Source organism: Streptomyces sp. NPDC030820 (assembly GCF_055572075.1).
The window spans coordinates 99215-115514 of record NZ_JBVIEB010000013.1 but is presented as its reverse complement, the minus strand read 5'-3'; the positions used below and the strand labels follow the sequence as shown (position 1 = coordinate 115514).

Below are 16300 nucleotides of genomic sequence, written 5' to 3'. Positions count from 1 at the left end.
CGTGGACCCCCCCCCCACCCCCCCCACCCCCCCCCCCTCCCCCCCCCCCCCCCCCCCCCCCCCCCCCCCCCCCCCCCCCCCCCCCCCCCCCCCCCCCCCCCCCCCCCCCCGGGCCGGCCTGGCGGTGGGGGTGAGCGGGACCATGAAGACGATCAAGACCGGCCCGTGAACCGGTCGCGGCCACGGATGTACTGTGCAACGACCTGCTCGACGCCCCGTGCACGGACCCCCGAGGAGAGGCACCCGTTGGCCGCCAGCTACTTCGAGCGCATAGACCGGTACCGCTACAAGCCCACCCCGCACGCGAGCGGCGCGTGGGACACCGACGAGATGCACTTCAGCCCGCTCGGCGGACTCGTGGTCCACGCGATCGACCAGTACCGCGCCGAGCGCCCGCCGAGCGGACTGCTCCTGTCCAGGATCAGCTTCGACATCCTGGGGCGCCTCGCCCTGGACGAGTGCGAGATCCAGGTGGAGTCGATCCGGCCCGGCCGCACCATAGAACTGCTCGAAGCGGTCGTACGCATCGCGGACCGGCCGGTGGTACGGGCCCGCGCCTGGCTGCTGACCGAGGTGGACACCAGCGCCGTGGCCGGCGGCGCCGAGGCGCGCCTCACCCCGCCGGACGGACTCGCCGGTCAGTCCCTGGCCTCGCTCTGGCCCGGCGGCCACTGCGCGTCCGTCGACGTCCGGCCGGTCACCCCCTCGGAGCCGGGCCGCGGCTCCGTCTGGATCTCCACGGACCTCGACCTCGTCGCCGGCGAGCCCAGCAGCCCGGTCGCCTCCTATGTCGCCCTCGTCGACACGGCCAACGGCATCGCCGTACGCCGGCCGCCGACCGAGTGGATGTTCCCCAATGTCGACCTGACGATCCATCTGCACCGGCAACCGGCGGGCCGCTGGGTCGGCCTGGACACCACGGTCACCTTCGGCCCCACCGGCCAGGGCCTCACCAGCAGTGTCCTCCACGACGTCCATGGCCCCGTCGGCCAGGCCCAGCAGACGCTCACGGTACGGCCGCTTCCGGGTCGGTGACCGCACGCTCGCACCGTCCAGCGCCCGGCATCCTCGCTGAAGCCGGTCCGTCCCGCACGAGGATGAAGGGCACGGCCAGTTCCTCGCGGGGCCGGGTGGCGGTCCAGTCCACGAACTCACCCGCCGTACGGACGACGGTGCCGGTGTCCCCCGGCCGTACGGCGGCCCCCATGTCCTCGGGACCGGGCCGCCCGCGACCCGCGACGGGGGCTTTGGCATCATCGGCCCCTGATCGCCGACCGCGGCACCGGAAGCCGCGCCGCTGGGCTGTGTCGACTGGAGTGTGCGTGATACGTCGTTGGTTCCGCCGACGGGCGGTGTTGGAGCTCGACGCCGAGGGCCGGATCGTCGCCGGCTCGGTGCCGCGGGTCAGGACGGCGGCGGAACGCGGTGACGTCGACGCGATGACGGCCTGGGGAGCCGTGCTGTACCAGCAGGGCGACCGGGCCGGCGCGCTGCACTGGTGGACCAGGGCCTGGGAGGCCGGAGAAGTCACGGCCGGCTTCAATCTGGGCACCCTGCACACCGAGGAGGGCGACACCAACCGCGCTCAGGTGATCTGGGAACGCGCCGCCGCCCTCGGCGATCCCGACGCCATGCTCGGTCTGGTCCGACAGGCCCTGGAGCGCGGCGACGAGGCCACGGTGGACCGCTGGACACCGGCGATCCTCGCCCAGGAACAGGCCTACCCCATCACCGCGCTGGGTGTCGCCTTCCAGGACCGGGGCCGTGAGGCGCAGGCCGTACACGCGTATCTGCGGGCCGAGGAACTGGGCGACGCGTACGCCATGGAGTACCGGGCCCGCATCCTTGACCAACGGGGCGCACACCGGGAGGCCGCGATGCTGAGGGCACGGGCAGCGACCGCCGAGCGCATGAGGTGACCGGGCTGGCGGCGCTCACCCGGGTGGCCGCCGCGCGCTCACTCCTGGCAGTCCGGACCGGACCATCCACAGTGGGGCGAACCGTCCGTCCCGAGCGGCCAGGTCGGAGTGTCGGCGGCCGGTGTCCCGCCCGCCGGCTTCTCCGTACGTGTCGCCCCCGACGAAGCCAGTCCCACCGCCGCGACCCCCGCCCACTGGGCCATCGCGAGGTGCTGCCCCAGGAGCAGCAGTCCGATCAGTGCGCCGACGGCGGGTTCCAGGCTAGTCAGCACCCCGAAGACGCGCGGCGGCAGCCGGCGCAGGGCCTCCAGCTGGAACGTGTAGGGCACGACGCTGGAGAGGATGGCGACCGCAGCGGCAACGGCAAAGGTGCCGGGGTCCAGGAGGCGGGTGCCGGCCTGGGTAATGCCGTACGGCAGGCTGAGCAGCGCTCCCCAGGTCACGGCAAGCGCGAGGCCGCGGCCGTCGGGGACGCGTTCGGCCAGCCGTTTGCCGACCAGGATGTATCCGCCCCAGCAGCACCCGGCGACAGCGGCGCAGTAGATGCCGGTGGCGTCCAGGGCCGTACCGCTGCCGCTGAGCAGGAGGACGCCGGCGGCGGCGAGACCTGCCCACAGCAGGTCGGGGACGCGGCGCGAACCGCACAGGGCGATGGCGAAGGGGCCGAGGAACTCCAGGGTGGTGGCGGCACCCAGGGGAATGCGGGCGACCGCCTCGTAGTATGCGAGGTGGTGCACGGCGAGCAGCGTTCCGGCGCCGACCGCGATGCCGAGACCGGCGCGGTCGCCGCGGATCCGGGGCCGCCACAGTGCGGTGAGGGCGAGCGCGGCGATCGCGAGCCGCAGGGTCACCACGCCGGCCGGTCCCACGGCGGGGTAGAGCCGGGTCGTCAGCGCGGCCCCGCCCTGCAGTCCGAGGATCCCGCCGAGGACGAGCCCCGGGGCCGGAACGGCGCCGAGTCCACGGCCGAGGGCAAGGGCGGCGCGCGCCCGAGGGGTCGGGTACTGGCTGATGGTTATCGGCTCCCGGTACGGCTGTCCTCGCAGCCTAGGTCGGCGACCCGTCGATGATCAACGGGTGGGGCGGGTGGCACGGCCCCCGGCGCCACCCGCTCAGCGCGCCTGGACGCCAAACCCGACCCCCGCACTCGTTCTTCACCGTCGCCTGCACCGATCCGCCCGTCGTGCGGTTCATGTCGGTGGGGCGAGTTGACCACTGACGATACGGTCGAGGTGGCGCAGGGCGAACTCCTTTTCTGAAACCGGCGTGCGCCGAGAAACAGGGGCGTCGACTACCAGGGCGTTGCCGCGACACGACGCACACGAGGTTCTCGCCGCGCTGCGCGATCGCATCGAGACCACGCCGTGGCGCGGGGAGCGGGGACGGACTGCGCTGCGGGTGCTGCGGGCGCATATGGTGGCTTGGATGTGCCGGGGGTGAGGCGGTCGGAGCGCGATGCTCCGCACGCGCCGCCCGGGTTGGGGTATGGCACATACGGCTACGAAGGCGTCGCCCGCGTCGTCGCCGCCGGCAGCAACACTCCGGTGACCGCCGCCGGGCATACCCGCGTGGTCGCCAGGGCCACCAAAGTGCTGCAGCTGACCGAGCTCGGCCGGTACGAGACGTCCGGCGACCGGAAGTCCCCGGTCCCCGGAGCGCGCCCGCCGCAGCCGCTTGTCATGCGGGTGCGAGGGTCACAGAGCCGTGAAGGTCCACAGCAGGTTGGTGCTGCTTCCGTAGGTCCACTGCTTGGTGATCGAGCCCGATGCGACGTTGCCGCCGCCGTCGAGAACCAGGCCGCTGGTGCGGTTGGCGATCGAGTAGCTGTTGCCGCCCCGGGGAGTGATCTTCCACTGCTGGTTCGGGCCGCCGTTCCACGGCGCCTGCCTGGCCGCTGAACCGTCGGCGGTGGCGCCCCAGCCGTCGGCGACCATGCCGTTGGTGCGGTTGACCAGTTTGTAGAAGCCGCTGCCCACCTCGACCGCCTGCCACTGGAGGTTGGGGCTGCTGTCCCAGGTCCACTGCTTGAGGTTGGACCCGGAGGCGACGTTACCGCCGCTGTCCAGGGCAAGGCCGTCGGTGACATTGGTGAGCCGGAAGTACGTCGACGGGTTGAACTGGACCTTCAGCGAGGTGATCTGGTCGTTGTTGCCGGTGACCCTGAGGTCGGGGTTGTCGGCGGTGAAGGTCCATGAGGTGCCGGTGAAGTTGTCTCCGGAGTAACCGATCACCTGGTAGCCGGGGTTCGGACGGAGGGAGGAGATGGTGCGCGCGCCCAGTCCGGCCGCGGTCAGGTCGGCCGCGGTGCAGTCGCCGAGGGTGAACGTGGCTGAGCTGCCGGTGTAGTTGACGTCCGCGAAGGCGACGGCGCCGGCGAGCGGCAGCATGCCTGGGATGGTGCCGGAGAAAGAGAGCTTCAGAACGTAGGCGTTGGCACTGTACGGCGCAGAGGCGGGCAGGGTGACCGTGAGGCCGGAGGAGTTCTGGACCGGTGTGGGCAGGTCGATGTAGGTGCCGGCGGTGGAGCCGAGCAGCTTCACCGAGGTCAGCGAGGAGAGGTTGATCCGGTCCGAGCTGAGGGTCTTGATCGTCAGTGAGCTGCCCGGCCAGCCCAGGACGGTGGTGTACAGGACGTTGTTGGCCTTGTTCTGGGTGAAGCGTATGTCCTGCGCGGTGCCGGCCGTCGGATTGGTGAAGGCGCCGCCGCCCATCTTCGTCGGGCCTTCGCCGTACACCGTCCAGGCGCGGGTCGAGTAGATCGACTCGCCGAAGCGCTTCAGGTGGTCGCCGATGCCGAGCAGGATGTCCTTCTGTGCTTGGGGGATGGTGCCGTCGGCCATCGGCGCGATGTTCAGCAGCATGTTGCCGTTCTTGCTGACCCGGTCGATGAACGCGTGCAGCATCTGCTTGATGCTGTAGTAGCCGATGCCCTGCGTGTAGCACCAGCTGGAGTTGGAGATGCTGTCGTCGGTGAGCCAGTACGGCGCGGTCAGGTCGGCGGGGCCGCCGCGCTCGTAGTCGAAGATTTCACCCTTGTTGTCGAACCCGTCCTTGTAGGTGGCGACGACCTCGCGGCCCCAGGCGTTGGCCTGGTTGTAGTAGTAGGACAGGAAGTTCAGGCGCTGCGTCTCGTCGACCGCGTCCAGTTTGAAGTCCTGCCAGAGGATGTCCGGCTGGGCGAGGTCGATGACCTCCTTGAGCTTGTCGTACCAGAGCTGGTTCTCCTGCGTCCTGCTCAGCTGCCCGTACAGCTTCTGCAGGCTCGGGTCCGACTGCGCGGGGACGTGGTCGTAGAAGCCGTTGTAGTGGTACGCGTGGTGCATGGCGACCAGCAGCTTGAGCCCCTTGGCCCGGATCGCCGTGGTGAACAGCTGCAGCAGGTTGAGCTTCGGGCCCTTGGCGACCGAGTTCCACTCATTGACCTGGCTGTTCCACATGGAGAAGCCGTCGTGGTGTTCGGCGACCGGTCCGGCGAACCTCGCTCCCGCGTCGACGAACAGCTGCGCCCACTCGTCGGGGTCGAAGTTGCCGCCCGCCGACTTCAGCTTCGGTGCGAACTGCACGGTGTTCCCGGCCAGGTCCTTCGCCCCGTTGATGAAGTTGTGGTACGGCCACACGGACGGGTCGCCGTAGGTCGCGATGTGGTGCTGGTTGGCCGCGCTGCCGGCTATGTACATGTTGCGCGGGTACCACTCGTTGTCGTAGGCGGGAACGCTGAAGACGCCCCAGTGGAAGTAGATCCCGAACTTCGCGTCCTGGAACCACTCCGGGGCCGGCGGGTGCTGGTCGACCGAGGTCCAGTCGGGCGTGTAGGTGCTCGGTGCCGCCTGTGCGACGCCGGCTCCGAGGCCGCCGCCGGCGATGGCTGCCGCCGCTACACATGTGGCGGCCGACAGGAACTGGCGTCTGTTGAGAGAACTCGGCATAAGGACATCCGGGAAGTCGGGGACGAGGGGACACACGACGCCCACGGTTCCGGGGCGCCGGAGGTTACGCACGAAGTTCGACCATGTGACGCACTCATGTCAACAGGCGTGCAGGGATGAAAGCACTCCCTTGACTCGCACTTTTGTCGTATATGGGCGCTATCACCCTATTGTCAGGCGCCAGACATGGAATGTTTGCGGGCCACTCGAAGGACGCGCCAACACAACGGAAGTCCACTGACAAGCCGTCAGCGCATCACGAGTGCGCATCATTGATGGGATTGATTCAGCCCCGGGCCATCACCGCGAGCTCCACACCCACCCCGTTTCCAGCATTTTCTCCCGACACCTGGACAGCACCCTCGGTCGCCGCCTATACATACATCCCATCTCTTCGAAGTGGCGGCACACAGCTGTCGCCCTGGAAACCATCTCCCGCTCCGGGACCAGCGCGAGGAAGTATCCGTGAGACTCAGAACTGCTCTCTGCTCCACCGCCTCAGCCCTGTCCGCCCTGGCGCTGCTCGGCGCGTGCAGCAGCGGCTCGGGCACCGCGTCCACGTCGAGCGACGCGCCGCAGGTCGGTGTCGACTACCCGCGTTCCGACACCGACTTCTGGAACTCGTACATCAAGTACACGCCCGAGTTCGGCAAGAAGCTCGGCCTGTCCCTCAAGACCACCAACTCGCAGAACGACGTCGCCAAGCTCACCGCCAACGTGCAGACGTTCATCAGCCAGGGTGTCAAGGGCATAGCGATGGCTCCGCAGGACACCGCCGCCATCGCACCGACGCTGGGGCAGCTGGAGGCGAAGAAGATCCCGGTCGTCACCGTGGACACTCGCCCCGACACCGGCAAGGTGTTCATGGTGGTGCGGGCCGACAACCGCGCCTACGGCGAGAAGGCCTGCCAGTTCCTGGGCACGAAGCTGAACGGCAAGGGCAAGGTCGTGATGCTGGAGGGCGGGCTGGACTCCATCAACGGCCGCGATCGCACCGAGGCGTTCAACGACTGCATGAAGAAGAACTACCCCGGCATCAAGGTGTTCGGCGAGGCCACCAACTGGGACGGCGCGGTCGCCGCGCAGAAGCTCCAGACCGACCTGACCGCCAACCCGGACATCAAGGGCGTCTACATGGAGTCCAGCTTCGCACTGTCCGGCACGCTCCAGGTGCTCAAGCAGAAGGGCCTGTTGGTCGACCCGAAGGACAAGAAGCACGTCTTCATCGTGTCCAACGACGGTATCCCCGAGGAACTGAAGGACATAGCCGCCGGGAAGATCGACGCCACGGTCTCGCAGCCGGCCGACCTCTACGCCAAGTACGCCCTGTACTACGTGAAGGCTGCGATCGACGGCAAGACGTTCAAGCCCGGCAAGACCGACCACAACAGCACCATCATCCAGGTCCGTGACGGTCTGCTCGAGGACCAGCTCTCCGCTCCCCTGGTCACCGGCGACGGCGGCACCTACGGCGGCGTGTCCAGCGTCAAGAGCAACGACACCTCCCTGTGGGGCAACAACCTCGGCTGATCTGCCCTGCCAGCAACCCAACGGCTAACGAAAACAAGGCGGTTGTGATGAGCGACGGGGAGCGAGCAGTCAGCCCCGCGCCCGCCCCGGCGGACGACGGACGGTCCCAGGCGGGCCCGCCCGTCGTCGAGGCGACGGGCATAGTCAAACGATTCGGTCCGACGGTCGCCCTCGACGGCGCCCGGATCACCATCAGGCCCGGCGAGACCCACGCGCTCGTCGGCCGCAACGGCGCCGGCAAGTCCACCCTCGTGTCCGTCCTCACCGGACTCCAGGCCCCCGACGAGGGAACGGTCACCTTCGGCGGCAGCCCCTCACCACGACTCGCGGACCGCGACGCCTGGCGAGAGCGCGTGGCCTGCGTCTACCAGAAGTCGACGATCATCCCCACCCTGACCGTCGCCGAGAACCTCTTCCTGAACCGGCACGACCACGGCCGCGGCCGGCTCATCAGCTGGCAGGGTGTGCGCCGCCGGGCGCAGGAGCTTCTGTCGACGTGGTCCGTGGACGTCGACCCGCAGACCTCGGCCGGCGATCTGAGCGTGGAGCAGCGGCAGTTCGTGGAGATCGCCCGGGCGCTGTCCTTCGGCGCCCGGTTCATCATCCTCGACGAGCCGACCGCCCAGCTCGACGGGGCGGCCATCAACCGGCTCTTCGACCGGATCCGGGACCTGCAGCGCCAGGGCGTGACCTTTCTGTTCATCAGCCACCATCTCCAGGAGGTCTACGAGATCTGCGACATGGTCACGGTGTTCCGCGACGCCCGGCACATCGTGACCGCGCCGGTCGCGGAGCTCCCCCGCACCGAGCTGGTCGCCGCGATGACCGGCGAGGCGGCGGTCGACCGGCTGCAGGTGCGGTCGAGCACCCTCGACCGCACCGCCACGCCCGCGCTGTCCGTGCAGGCGCTGGGCAGCGACGGTGCTTACGGTGATGTCACCTTCCAGGTGGGCGCCGGGGAGGTCGTCGGACTCGCGGGTGCCGCCGGCAGCGGTCGTACCGAGGTCGCCGAGACCGTCGTAGGGCTCCGAGCGGCCCAGGCGGGCGTGGTGGAGATCGCCGGGCGGCGGCCCCGGCCGGGCAGCGTGCCCGCCGCGCTCGCCGCCGGCGCCGGGTTCGTCCCGCAGGACCGGCACCATCAGGGATTCGTGCCCGACATGTCGATCGCGGACAACGCCACGCTGTCCGTTTCTCACCGGCTCGGCAGGAACGGCTTTCTCAGCCGTGCCCGACGGGACCGGCTCGCCGACAACATGATCGAGAAGCTGGCGATCAAGACCCCGGGACCCGAGCTGCCCGTCTCCGCGCTCTCGGGCGGCAACCAGCAGAAGGTCGTCATGGCCCGCGCCCTGGCCGACGACCCCCGGCTGCTCGTCCTGATCAACCCGACCGCGGGCGTGGACGTGCGCTCCAAGGAGTTCCTCCTCGGCAAGGTCGAGGAGACCGCGGAAACCGGCACCGGAGTGCTCATCGCCTCCGACGAACTCGACGACCTGCGCATGTGCGACCGGGTCCTGGTGATGTTCCAGGGCCGGGTGACCTCAGAGATAGCCCGCGGCTGGCACGACCACGAACTCGTGGCCGCGATGGAAGGAGTGGACCTCAATGCCTGAAACCGTCCTCGCGGACGTAGCCGCCAAGGCCATGGAACCCAAGCCCAGGCGCACCGCGCTGCTCGGCGGCCGGATACCCCTGGCCCGCCTGCGCGACCTCGCCCTCGTCCCCGCGATCGTCGTCATCGCCATCGTCGGCCAGATCGTCAACCCGGTGTTCCTGCAGGCCGACAATCTCATCAACGTCCTGCAGACCATGTCCGAGATGGCCCTGCTGGTCCTCGCCCAGACGATGATCCTGATCGTCAAGAAGATGGACCTGTCCCTGGAGTCCACCATGGGCCTCGCGCCCGGAGTCGCGGCCTGGCTGGTCGTCCCGGCCGGCGCCGGACACGGACTCGGCCTGCTCCCCGGCGCCTGGGCCATCCCCGTCACCCTCGCCGTGGGCGCACTCGTCGGCGTGATCAACGCCCTCTTGATCATCCGCTTCGGCCTCAACGGCTTCATCGTCACCCTCGGCATGCTCATCGTCCTGCGCGGCATCCTCACCGGCATCTCCGGCGGCCAGACCTTCTTCCAGCTGCCGCACTCGATGCTCTACACCGGCACTGCCGAATGGTTCGGGATGCCCGCCTCCATCTGGATCTGTCTGGCCCTGTTCGCGATCGCGATCGTGGTGCTCGGCTGGACCAGCTTCGGCCGCTCCCTGTACGCCATCGGCGGCAACGTCGACGCGGCGAAGGCGGCCGGCATCCGTACCGACCGGGTGCTGTGGATCGTCATCGTCACCGGCAGCGTGCTCGCCGCCCTCGCCGGACTGATGCTGTCCGGACGCCTGGCCTCGGTCGCCTCCGCGCAGGGCAACGGCTACATCTTCACCGTCTTCGCCGCTGCCGTCATCGGCGGGATCAGCCTGAACGGCGGCAAGGGCACCATGTTCGGCGCGTTCTGCGGCATCCTGCTGCTCTTCATGATCCAGAACGTGCTCACGCTGGCGGGCGTCCCCGCCCAGTGGATCGGCGCTCTCAACGGCCTGATCATCCTGGTCGCCCTCGCCATCTCCCGCATCACCGGCGGCAAGGTCCAGGAGTGATCCGGGCGGCCCCACCGGCCGCCCGACCTCCGCCGCGTTCATGTCTCGTCGCAAGGGGACCGAATCCCCTTGCCTCTCACAGGAGTTGCCGCCATGTCCGCCACCGTGCCCTCATCCGCCCGCATCACCGCCCTGGACGTCCTGGACGTGCGGTTCCCTACCTCCGAACACCTCGACGGCTCGGACGCCATGAACCCCGAGCCCGACTACTCCGCCGCGTACGTGGTCCTGCGCACCGACGCCGGCGACGGACTGGAAGGCCACGCGCTCGCCTTCACCACCGGACGCGGCAACGACGTACAGGCCGCCGCCATCGCGGCCCTCGCCCCGCACGTGGTGGGCCTTTCGGTGGAAGAAGTCTGCGGCGACCTCGGGGCCTTCTCCCGCTCGCTCGTGCACGATCCCCAACTGCGCTGGCTGGGTCCCGAGAAGGGCGCCATCCACATGGCCACCGGAGCCGTCGTCAACGCCGCCTGGGACCTCGCCGCCAAGCGCGCCGGCCGGCCCGTCTGGCGCTTCCTGGCCGAGATGTCGTCCGAGGAGCTCGTCGCGCAGGTCGACTTCCGGTGGCTCAGCGACGCGCTCACGCCCGAGGAGGCGCTGGACATCCTGCGCCGTGCCGAACCGGGCCGCGAGGAGAGGATCGCGCGTCTGCTGGAGCGTGGCTACCCGGGCTACACCACCACGCCCGGCTGGCTCGGCTACTCCGACGAGAAACTGGCCCGCCTGGCCCGCGAGGCCGTCACCGACGGCTTCACCCAGATCAAACTGAAGGTCGGCGCGTCCCTGGAGGACGACGTACGGCGCATGCGCGTGGCCCGCGAGGCGGTCGGCCCGGACATCCGCATCGCCGTCGACGCCAACCAGAGATGGGATGTCGCCCCCGCGATCGACTGGATGCGCGCCCTTTCCCCCTACGACCCGTACTGGATCGAGGAGCCCACCTCCCCCGACGACATCCTCGGCCACGCGGCCGTCCGTAAGGCCGTCGCGCCCATCAAGGTCGCCACCGGCGAGCACATCGCCAACCGGGTCGTCTTCAAGCAGCTTCTGCAGGCCGGCGCGGTGGACATCGTGCAGATCGACTCCGCGCGGGTCGGCGGCGTCAACGAGAACATCGCGATCCTCCTGCTCGCCGCCAAGTTCGGCGTGCCGGTCTGCCCGCACGCCGGCGGTGTCGGCCTGTGCGAGATGGTCCAGCACCTGTCGATGTTCGACTACGTCGCCGTCTCCGGCACCGTCGAGGACCGGGTCATCGAGTACGTCGACCACCTGCACGAGCACTTCGTCGACCCGGTGCGCATCGTGGACGGTCACTACCTCGCGCCGGCTCTGCCCGGCCTGAGCGCCCAGATGCACCCGGACTCCCTCAAGGACCACGCGTATCCCGACGGCCCGGTCTGGTCCGCCCGTGTCTGACACCCCCGAACTCGTGGATTGCCACCACCACGTCTGGAATCTCGGCCACCGCCCCCAGCCCTGGCTGGACGAGCCCGGTCACGAGCCCATCCGCCGCAGCTTCGGCACCGCCGACCTGCGCACGGCCGCGACCGCGACCGTGGCAGGTCGGCGGCTGGAGTGCACGGTGCTCGTCCAGTGCGTGACGTCGGTCGACGAGACGCGCGAGTTCCTCGCCCTCGCCGACGGCGACCCGCTCATCGGCGCGGTCGTCGGCTGGGCGGATCTCACGTCCCCGGCGATCGGCGACGTACTCGACGCACTGCGCGCCGGACCCGGCGGTACCTATCTGCGAGCCGTACGTCACCTCGTCCAGGGGGAGTCCGACGCCGCCTGGCTGCAACAGCCTTCGGTGGAGCGGGGACTGCGGGCGGTGGGCGAACGGGGCCTCGGGTACGACCTGCTCATACGCAGCCACCAGTTCCCCCAGGCGATCCGCCTGGCGGAACGCCTCCCCGGCCTTCCCCTGGTCCTCGACCACGCCGGAAAACCACCCATCGCCCGGCACGACCTGGACGACTGGGAGCGGGGCGTGCGGCGGCTGGCCGCACATCCCCAGGTGCGGTGCAAGGTGTCGGGCCTGGTCACCGAGGCCGACCACGAGAAGTGGACCGTCGACGACATCCGGCCGGTGTGGGAGGTCCTGCTGGCGGCCTTCGGCCCCGACCGGCTGATGTTCGGCTCGGACTGGCCGGTCTGCGTCCTCGCCGGCGGCTGGAACCGGTGGGCCGCCACCGTCGAGGAACTCCTGGCCGGCTGCTCCCACAGCGAGACCGATGCGGTCCTCGCCAAGACCGCGACCGACTTCTACAGACTCCAGCGCACCGATCCGAAGGAGGGAACATCCCGGTGCTCCTGACCGAACTGCTGCATCCCGGCATCCTCGAATCCCTCGCCGGAGCCGGCCACGGCGCCCGCGTGCTGCTCGCCGACGGCCACTACCCCGCGAGCACCGCCACCGGCGAGCGCGCCAGAACCGTCCATCTCAACCTGGCGCCGGGGCTGCTGGATGTCACCACCGTGCTCGACGTCCTGCTGCGGGCTCTGCCTGTCGAGTCGGCGCACGTGATGGTGCCGCCCGAGGGCGAGCCGGAGCCGCCGGCCATCGCCGAGTACCGCTCGATGCTGGCGCCCGTCCCCGTCGAGACGCTCGGCCGCTTCGAGTTCTACGACGCCGCCCGCTCACCCGACCTGGCCCTCGCCATCGTCACCGCCGACACCCGGACCTACGCCAACCTGCTGCTGACCATCGGCGTCCGCTCTGAAGGGACCCTGACAACACGATGACACTCGCAGTCCGCTACCTCGCCGCCCGCACCCTGGACACCGCGCCCGCCGAGAGCCCGCCCCCCGGCCCCGGCCAGGTGGAGATCGCCCCCGCCTACGTCGGTATCTGCGGCACCGACCTGCACATCTTCCACGGCGACATGGACGCCCGGGTCGCCGTGCCCGCCGTCCTCGGGCACGAGATGTCCGGCCGGATCGTACGGGTCGGTGCAGGAGTGGAGGGCTGGTCGCCCGGGGACGCGGTCACCGTGATGCCGCTGCGCTGGGACGACACCTGCCCCGCCTGCCGCGCCGGACACCAACACATCTGCCAGCACCTCGACTTCATCGGCATCGACTCCCCCGGCGCGATGCAGCAGCGCTGGACCGTGCCCGCTTCGACTCTCATCCGGCTGCCCGGCTCCCTCCCCCTGGACCACGCCGCCCTCGTGGAGCCCACCGCGGTCGCGGTGCACGACGTCGGCCGGGCCCAGGTCCGCGACGGCGAGAAGGCCGTCGTGGTCGGCGGCGGCCCCGTCGGCGTCCTGATCGCCCTGGTCGCGCGGGCAGCCGGAGCCGACGTCCGGGTGGTCGAGCTGAGCCCTCACCGGCGGCGGCTCGCCGAGGAATTGGGGCTGGTCACCTGGGATCCGGGCGCCGACGACATGCCCGAGCTGGTCCGGCAGTGGACCGGCGACGCCGGTGCGGACGTCGCCTTCGAAGTCTCCGGCGCGCAAGGCGGGGTGGACACCGCCGTCGAGGTTCTCGGCGTGCGCGGCCGGTTGTGCCTGGTCGCCATCCACCCCCGGCCCCGCGAGGTGAACCTCCACCGCTTCTTCTGGCGTGAACTCACCCTCGTCGGCGCCCGGTTGTACGACCGCTCCGACTTCGAGAAGGCGGTCGCCCTGGTCGCCGACGGCACGATCCCGGCTGAGCGGCTGATCAGCAAGGTGGTGCCGCTCACCGAGGCGCCCGCCGCATTCGAGGCCCTGGAGGGCGGCGGTGACGTGATGAAGATCCTCGTGGACTGCACCGACGACGCCCAGGGAGCCATCCAGTGAACGCCTTCGACCTCACCGGGAAGCTCGCGGTCGTCACCGGTGCCCGGCGCGGCATCGGCCGGGCCATGGCCCGCGCCCTCGCCGGGGCCGGCGCGGACGTCATCGGCGTCAGCGCCTCGCTGGAGGAGTCCGGCAGCGACGTGGAGAAGGACGTTCTCGCCGCGGGCCGTACCTTCGAGGCGATCCGCACCGACTTCGCCGATCCCGCCGCCGTTCGGGCCCTGGGCGCGGACCTCGCCGGGCGCGAGCGGCCGGTGGACGTCCTGGTCAACAACGCGGGTACGATCCGCCGCGCCCCGGCCGCCGAACACACCGACGCGGACTGGGAGTTGGCGCTGCAGGTCAACCTCAACGCGCAGTTCGCCCTGACCCGGGCGGTCGGCGCGGCGATGGTGGCACGCGGCCATGGGAAGATCATCTTCACGGCGTCGCTGCTCAGCTTCCAGGGCGGCATCACCGTCCCCGGCTACACCGCCGCCAAGCACGGCATCGCCGGTCTGACCAAGGCCCTGGCCAACGAGTGGGCCCCGCACGGCGTCAACGTCAACGCCATCGCGCCCGGCTACATCGCCACCGACAACACCCAGGCTCTGCAGGACGACCCCGTCCGCAGCAAGGCCATCCTGGACCGCATCCCGGCCGCGCGCTGGGGCAGCGCCGACGACCTCGCGGGTGCCACGGTGTTCCTCGCCTCGGACGCCGCCGCCTACGTGCACGGCACCGTCCTGCCCGTCGACGGCGGATGGCTCGGCCGATGAGTGACACCGACCTGGCCTCCGTACTGGCCGGCGCCCGCGTCATGCCGGTGCTGACCGTGCCCTCCGCCGCGACCGCCGGCCCGCTGGCCGACGCGCTTGCGGCGGGCGGCGCCCGGTGCGCCGAGGTCACCTTCCGCACCCCCGACGCCGAGCGGGTACTCAGGACGATGGCCGCCCACGGCGGGCTGACGGTCGGCGCCGGTACGGTCCTCACGCCCGAGCAGGTGGACCTGGCCGTGGCGGCCGGGGCCCGTTTCGTCGTCTCTCCCGGCTTCGACGAGGCAGTCGTCGCCAGGTGCGGCGAGCTGGGGGTACCCGTGGTACCCGGCATCGCCTCCGCCACCGAGCTGATGCGCGCGCTGCGGGCCGGCCTCGACACCGTCAAGCTCTTCCCCGCCGAGCCGCTCGGCGGCATCCCGATGCTGCGAGCCCTGGCGGCGCCCTTCCCGCAGGCCCGGTTCGTGCCGACGGGCGGCATCGACGCCTACCGCATGACCGCCTACCTCGCCGACCCGGCGGTCCTCGCCGTCGGCGGCAGCTGGATGGCCACCGCCGCCCATCTGGAACGGGGCGAGTACGAGGAGATCCGCCGGCTGACCGCCGAGGCCGTACACAGGAGCGCGACGTGACCGACGTGGTGGCCCTCGGCGAGGTGATGCTCCGCTTCGACCCGGGCGAGGGCAGGATCCGCAGCGCCCGCACCTTCCAGGTCTGGGAAGGCGGCGGCGAGTACAACGTCGTGCGGGGACTGCGCCGCTGCTTCGGCCTGCGCACGGCCGTCGTGACCGCCCTGGTCGACAACGCGGTGGGGAGGCTTGCCGAGGACCTGATCCTCCAGGGCGGAGTCGAGACCTCCCTGATCCGCTGGGTGTCCGACGACGGTATCGGCCGCACCGCCCGCAACGGGCTGAACTTCGTGGAGCGGGGCTTCGGCATCCGGGGCGCACTGGGCGTCAGCGACCGCGCGGGCACAGCCGTCTCGCAGCTACGCAAAGGGGATGTCGACTGGGACGCGGTCTTCTCCCCGGGACCCCGCTTGTTCCACACCGGCGGCATCTTCGCCGGTCTGTCGGACACCACTGTGGACGTCGCGGACGAGGCCATGGCGGCCGCGCGGCGGCACGGCGTGACGGTCTCCTACGACCCCAACTACCGCCCGAGTCTGTGGGCCGGCCGGGGCGGCGCCGACGCCGCCCGCGAGGTCGACCTGCGGCTCGCCCGGCACGCCGATGTCGTCGTGGGTGCCCTGGGCCTGGCCGGACCGTACCCAGGGGCGCTGCGGGTCGAGGAGGACGAGGTGCAGGACGCACTCGCAGAGGTCGCGGGACGCCTGCCCCAGGCTGAGGTGCTGGCGACGACCGTGCGCACAGTGCCCTCGGCCGGGGTGAACGACTGGTCCTCGGCCGCCTGGTCGGCCCGGACCGGCTGCGTGCGTGGCCCCGACATGCCCGGCCTGCACGTCCTGGACCGCATCGGTTCCGGCGACGCGTTCGCGGCCGGACTGATCTACGGACTGCTGACGGGCGACGGCGAGGAGGGCGGCTCGGCGGCTCGCGCCAGGCCCGCGGCGAACCTCGATGCCGTCGGCCTGCAACGCGCTCTGGCCTACGGCACCGTCCACGGCGCACTGGCCATGACCACGCCCGGCGACGTCTCCATGGCCTCACTCACCGAGGTCGAGGCACTCATGGCAGGTGGCTCGGCCGCCGTCAGACGATGACCGGTCCTCGGCCGCC

15 protein-coding genes are annotated in these 16300 nt (G+C 70.6%); 12 read left to right on the top strand and 3 right to left on the bottom strand.

The genetic code is table 11. The features are described 5' to 3' along the window. Positions 1 to 186: 186 nt before the first annotated feature. Positions 187 to 1035: a thioesterase family protein gene (locus ACZ418_RS31730; protein ID WP_468369878.1), complete on the top strand. Its 849-nt coding sequence runs from the start codon at positions 187 to 189 to the stop codon at positions 1033 to 1035. Here ACZ418_RS31730 and ACZ418_RS31725 read toward each other — a convergent pair. Beyond that, the gene (locus ACZ418_RS31725) at positions 1007 to 1207 is read right to left on the bottom strand and encodes a hypothetical protein (RefSeq protein WP_468369875.1); all 201 of its coding nucleotides are present in this window, start codon (positions 1205 to 1207) and stop codon (positions 1007 to 1009) included. The two genes, ACZ418_RS31730 and ACZ418_RS31725, sit on opposite strands and share 29 nt — an antisense overlap. 115 nt (positions 1208 to 1322) lie before the next feature. Here ACZ418_RS31725 and ACZ418_RS31720 point away from each other — a divergent pair, with 115 nt between their 5' ends. Beyond that, positions 1323 to 1919, top strand: a complete 597-nt coding sequence (locus ACZ418_RS31720; protein ID WP_468369872.1) for a hypothetical protein — start codon at positions 1323 to 1325, stop codon at positions 1917 to 1919. 38 nt (positions 1920 to 1957) lie between these two features. Here the strand turns inward: ACZ418_RS31720 and ACZ418_RS31715 are convergent, their stop codons facing one another. Next, positions 1958 to 2773: an EamA family transporter gene (locus ACZ418_RS31715; RefSeq protein ID WP_468369869.1), complete on the bottom strand. Its 816-nt coding sequence runs from the start codon at positions 2771 to 2773 to the stop codon at positions 1958 to 1960. A gap of 840 nt (positions 2774 to 3613) precedes the next feature. Further along, a complete protein-coding gene (locus ACZ418_RS31710) occupies positions 3614 to 5845 on the bottom strand; it encodes an alpha-L-fucosidase (protein ID WP_468369867.1) in 2232 nt (743 codons plus the stop codon). A gap of 465 nt (positions 5846 to 6310) precedes the next feature. On the opposite strand from ACZ418_RS31710, the gene ACZ418_RS31705 reads away from it, so the two are divergent. From ACZ418_RS31705 to ACZ418_RS31660, 10 genes are all read left to right on the top strand, one after another. Beyond that, positions 6311 to 7375 carry a sugar ABC transporter substrate-binding protein gene (locus ACZ418_RS31705; RefSeq protein ID WP_468369865.1) on the top strand — a complete coding sequence of 355 codons (1065 nt, stop codon included), beginning with the start codon at positions 6311 to 6313 and terminating at the stop codon, positions 7373 to 7375. 47 nt (positions 7376 to 7422) lie between these two features. Further along, positions 7423 to 8988, top strand: coding sequence for a sugar ABC transporter ATP-binding protein (locus ACZ418_RS31700; protein ID WP_468369864.1), 1566 nt, complete (start codon positions 7423 to 7425; stop codon positions 8986 to 8988). Further along, a complete protein-coding gene (locus tag ACZ418_RS31695) occupies positions 8981 to 10021 on the top strand; it encodes an ABC transporter permease (RefSeq protein WP_468369862.1) in 1041 nt (346 codons plus the stop codon). Before ACZ418_RS31700 ends, ACZ418_RS31695 begins: the two co-directional genes overlap by 8 nt. A gap of 93 nt (positions 10022 to 10114) precedes the next feature. Continuing rightward, positions 10115 to 11440: an L-fuconate dehydratase gene (locus ACZ418_RS31690; protein ID WP_468369859.1), complete on the top strand. Its 1326-nt coding sequence runs from the start codon at positions 10115 to 10117 to the stop codon at positions 11438 to 11440. After that, entirely contained in the window at positions 11433 to 12338 is a 906-nt protein-coding gene (locus tag ACZ418_RS31685) for an amidohydrolase family protein (RefSeq protein WP_468369857.1), read from the top strand. The genes ACZ418_RS31690 and ACZ418_RS31685 overlap by 8 nt, the downstream gene beginning before the upstream one ends. Next, positions 12329 to 12766 (top strand): RbsD/FucU domain-containing protein, encoded by a 438-nt coding sequence (locus tag ACZ418_RS31680; protein ID WP_468369854.1) that lies wholly within the window; start codon positions 12329 to 12331, stop codon positions 12764 to 12766. The genes ACZ418_RS31685 and ACZ418_RS31680 overlap by 10 nt, the downstream gene beginning before the upstream one ends. Then, positions 12763 to 13806, top strand: a complete 1044-nt coding sequence (locus tag ACZ418_RS31675; protein WP_361225802.1) for a zinc-dependent alcohol dehydrogenase — start codon at positions 12763 to 12765, stop codon at positions 13804 to 13806. The genes ACZ418_RS31680 and ACZ418_RS31675 overlap by 4 nt, the downstream gene beginning before the upstream one ends. Then, on the top strand, positions 13803 to 14564 hold the full coding sequence (locus tag ACZ418_RS31670; RefSeq protein WP_468369852.1) for an SDR family oxidoreductase: 762 nt from the start codon (positions 13803 to 13805) through the stop codon (positions 14562 to 14564). The genes ACZ418_RS31675 and ACZ418_RS31670 overlap by 4 nt, the downstream gene beginning before the upstream one ends. Further along, entirely contained in the window at positions 14561 to 15193 is a 633-nt protein-coding gene (locus ACZ418_RS31665) for a bifunctional 4-hydroxy-2-oxoglutarate aldolase/2-dehydro-3-deoxy-phosphogluconate aldolase (protein WP_365324817.1), read from the top strand. The genes ACZ418_RS31670 and ACZ418_RS31665 overlap by 4 nt, the downstream gene beginning before the upstream one ends. Further along, positions 15190 to 16284 (top strand): sugar kinase, encoded by a 1095-nt coding sequence (locus ACZ418_RS31660; protein ID WP_468369848.1) that lies wholly within the window; start codon positions 15190 to 15192, stop codon positions 16282 to 16284. The genes ACZ418_RS31665 and ACZ418_RS31660 overlap by 4 nt, the downstream gene beginning before the upstream one ends. The last annotated feature ends 16 nt before the right edge of the window (positions 16285 to 16300 follow it).

Coding starts and splice junctions, on each gene's coding strand:
- ACZ418_RS31700 (WP_468369864.1), top strand. CDS start 7,423: ATGAGCGACGGGGAGCGAGCAGTCAGCCCCGCGCCCGCCCCGGCGGAC.
- ACZ418_RS31675 (WP_361225802.1), top strand. CDS start 12,763: ATGACACTCGCAGTCCGCTACCTCGCCGCCCGCACCCTGGACACCGCG.
- ACZ418_RS31725 (WP_468369875.1), bottom strand. CDS start 1,207: ATGGGGGCCGCCGTACGGCCGGGGGACACCGGCACCGTCGTCCGTACG.
- ACZ418_RS31665 (WP_365324817.1), top strand. CDS start 14,561: ATGAGTGACACCGACCTGGCCTCCGTACTGGCCGGCGCCCGCGTCATG.
- ACZ418_RS31690 (WP_468369859.1), top strand. CDS start 10,115: ATGTCCGCCACCGTGCCCTCATCCGCCCGCATCACCGCCCTGGACGTC.
- ACZ418_RS31695 (WP_468369862.1), top strand. CDS start 8,981: ATGCCTGAAACCGTCCTCGCGGACGTAGCCGCCAAGGCCATGGAACCC.
- ACZ418_RS31710 (WP_468369867.1), bottom strand. CDS start 5,845: ATGCCGAGTTCTCTCAACAGACGCCAGTTCCTGTCGGCCGCCACATGT.
- ACZ418_RS31730 (WP_468369878.1), top strand. CDS start 187: ATGTACTGTGCAACGACCTGCTCGACGCCCCGTGCACGGACCCCCGAG.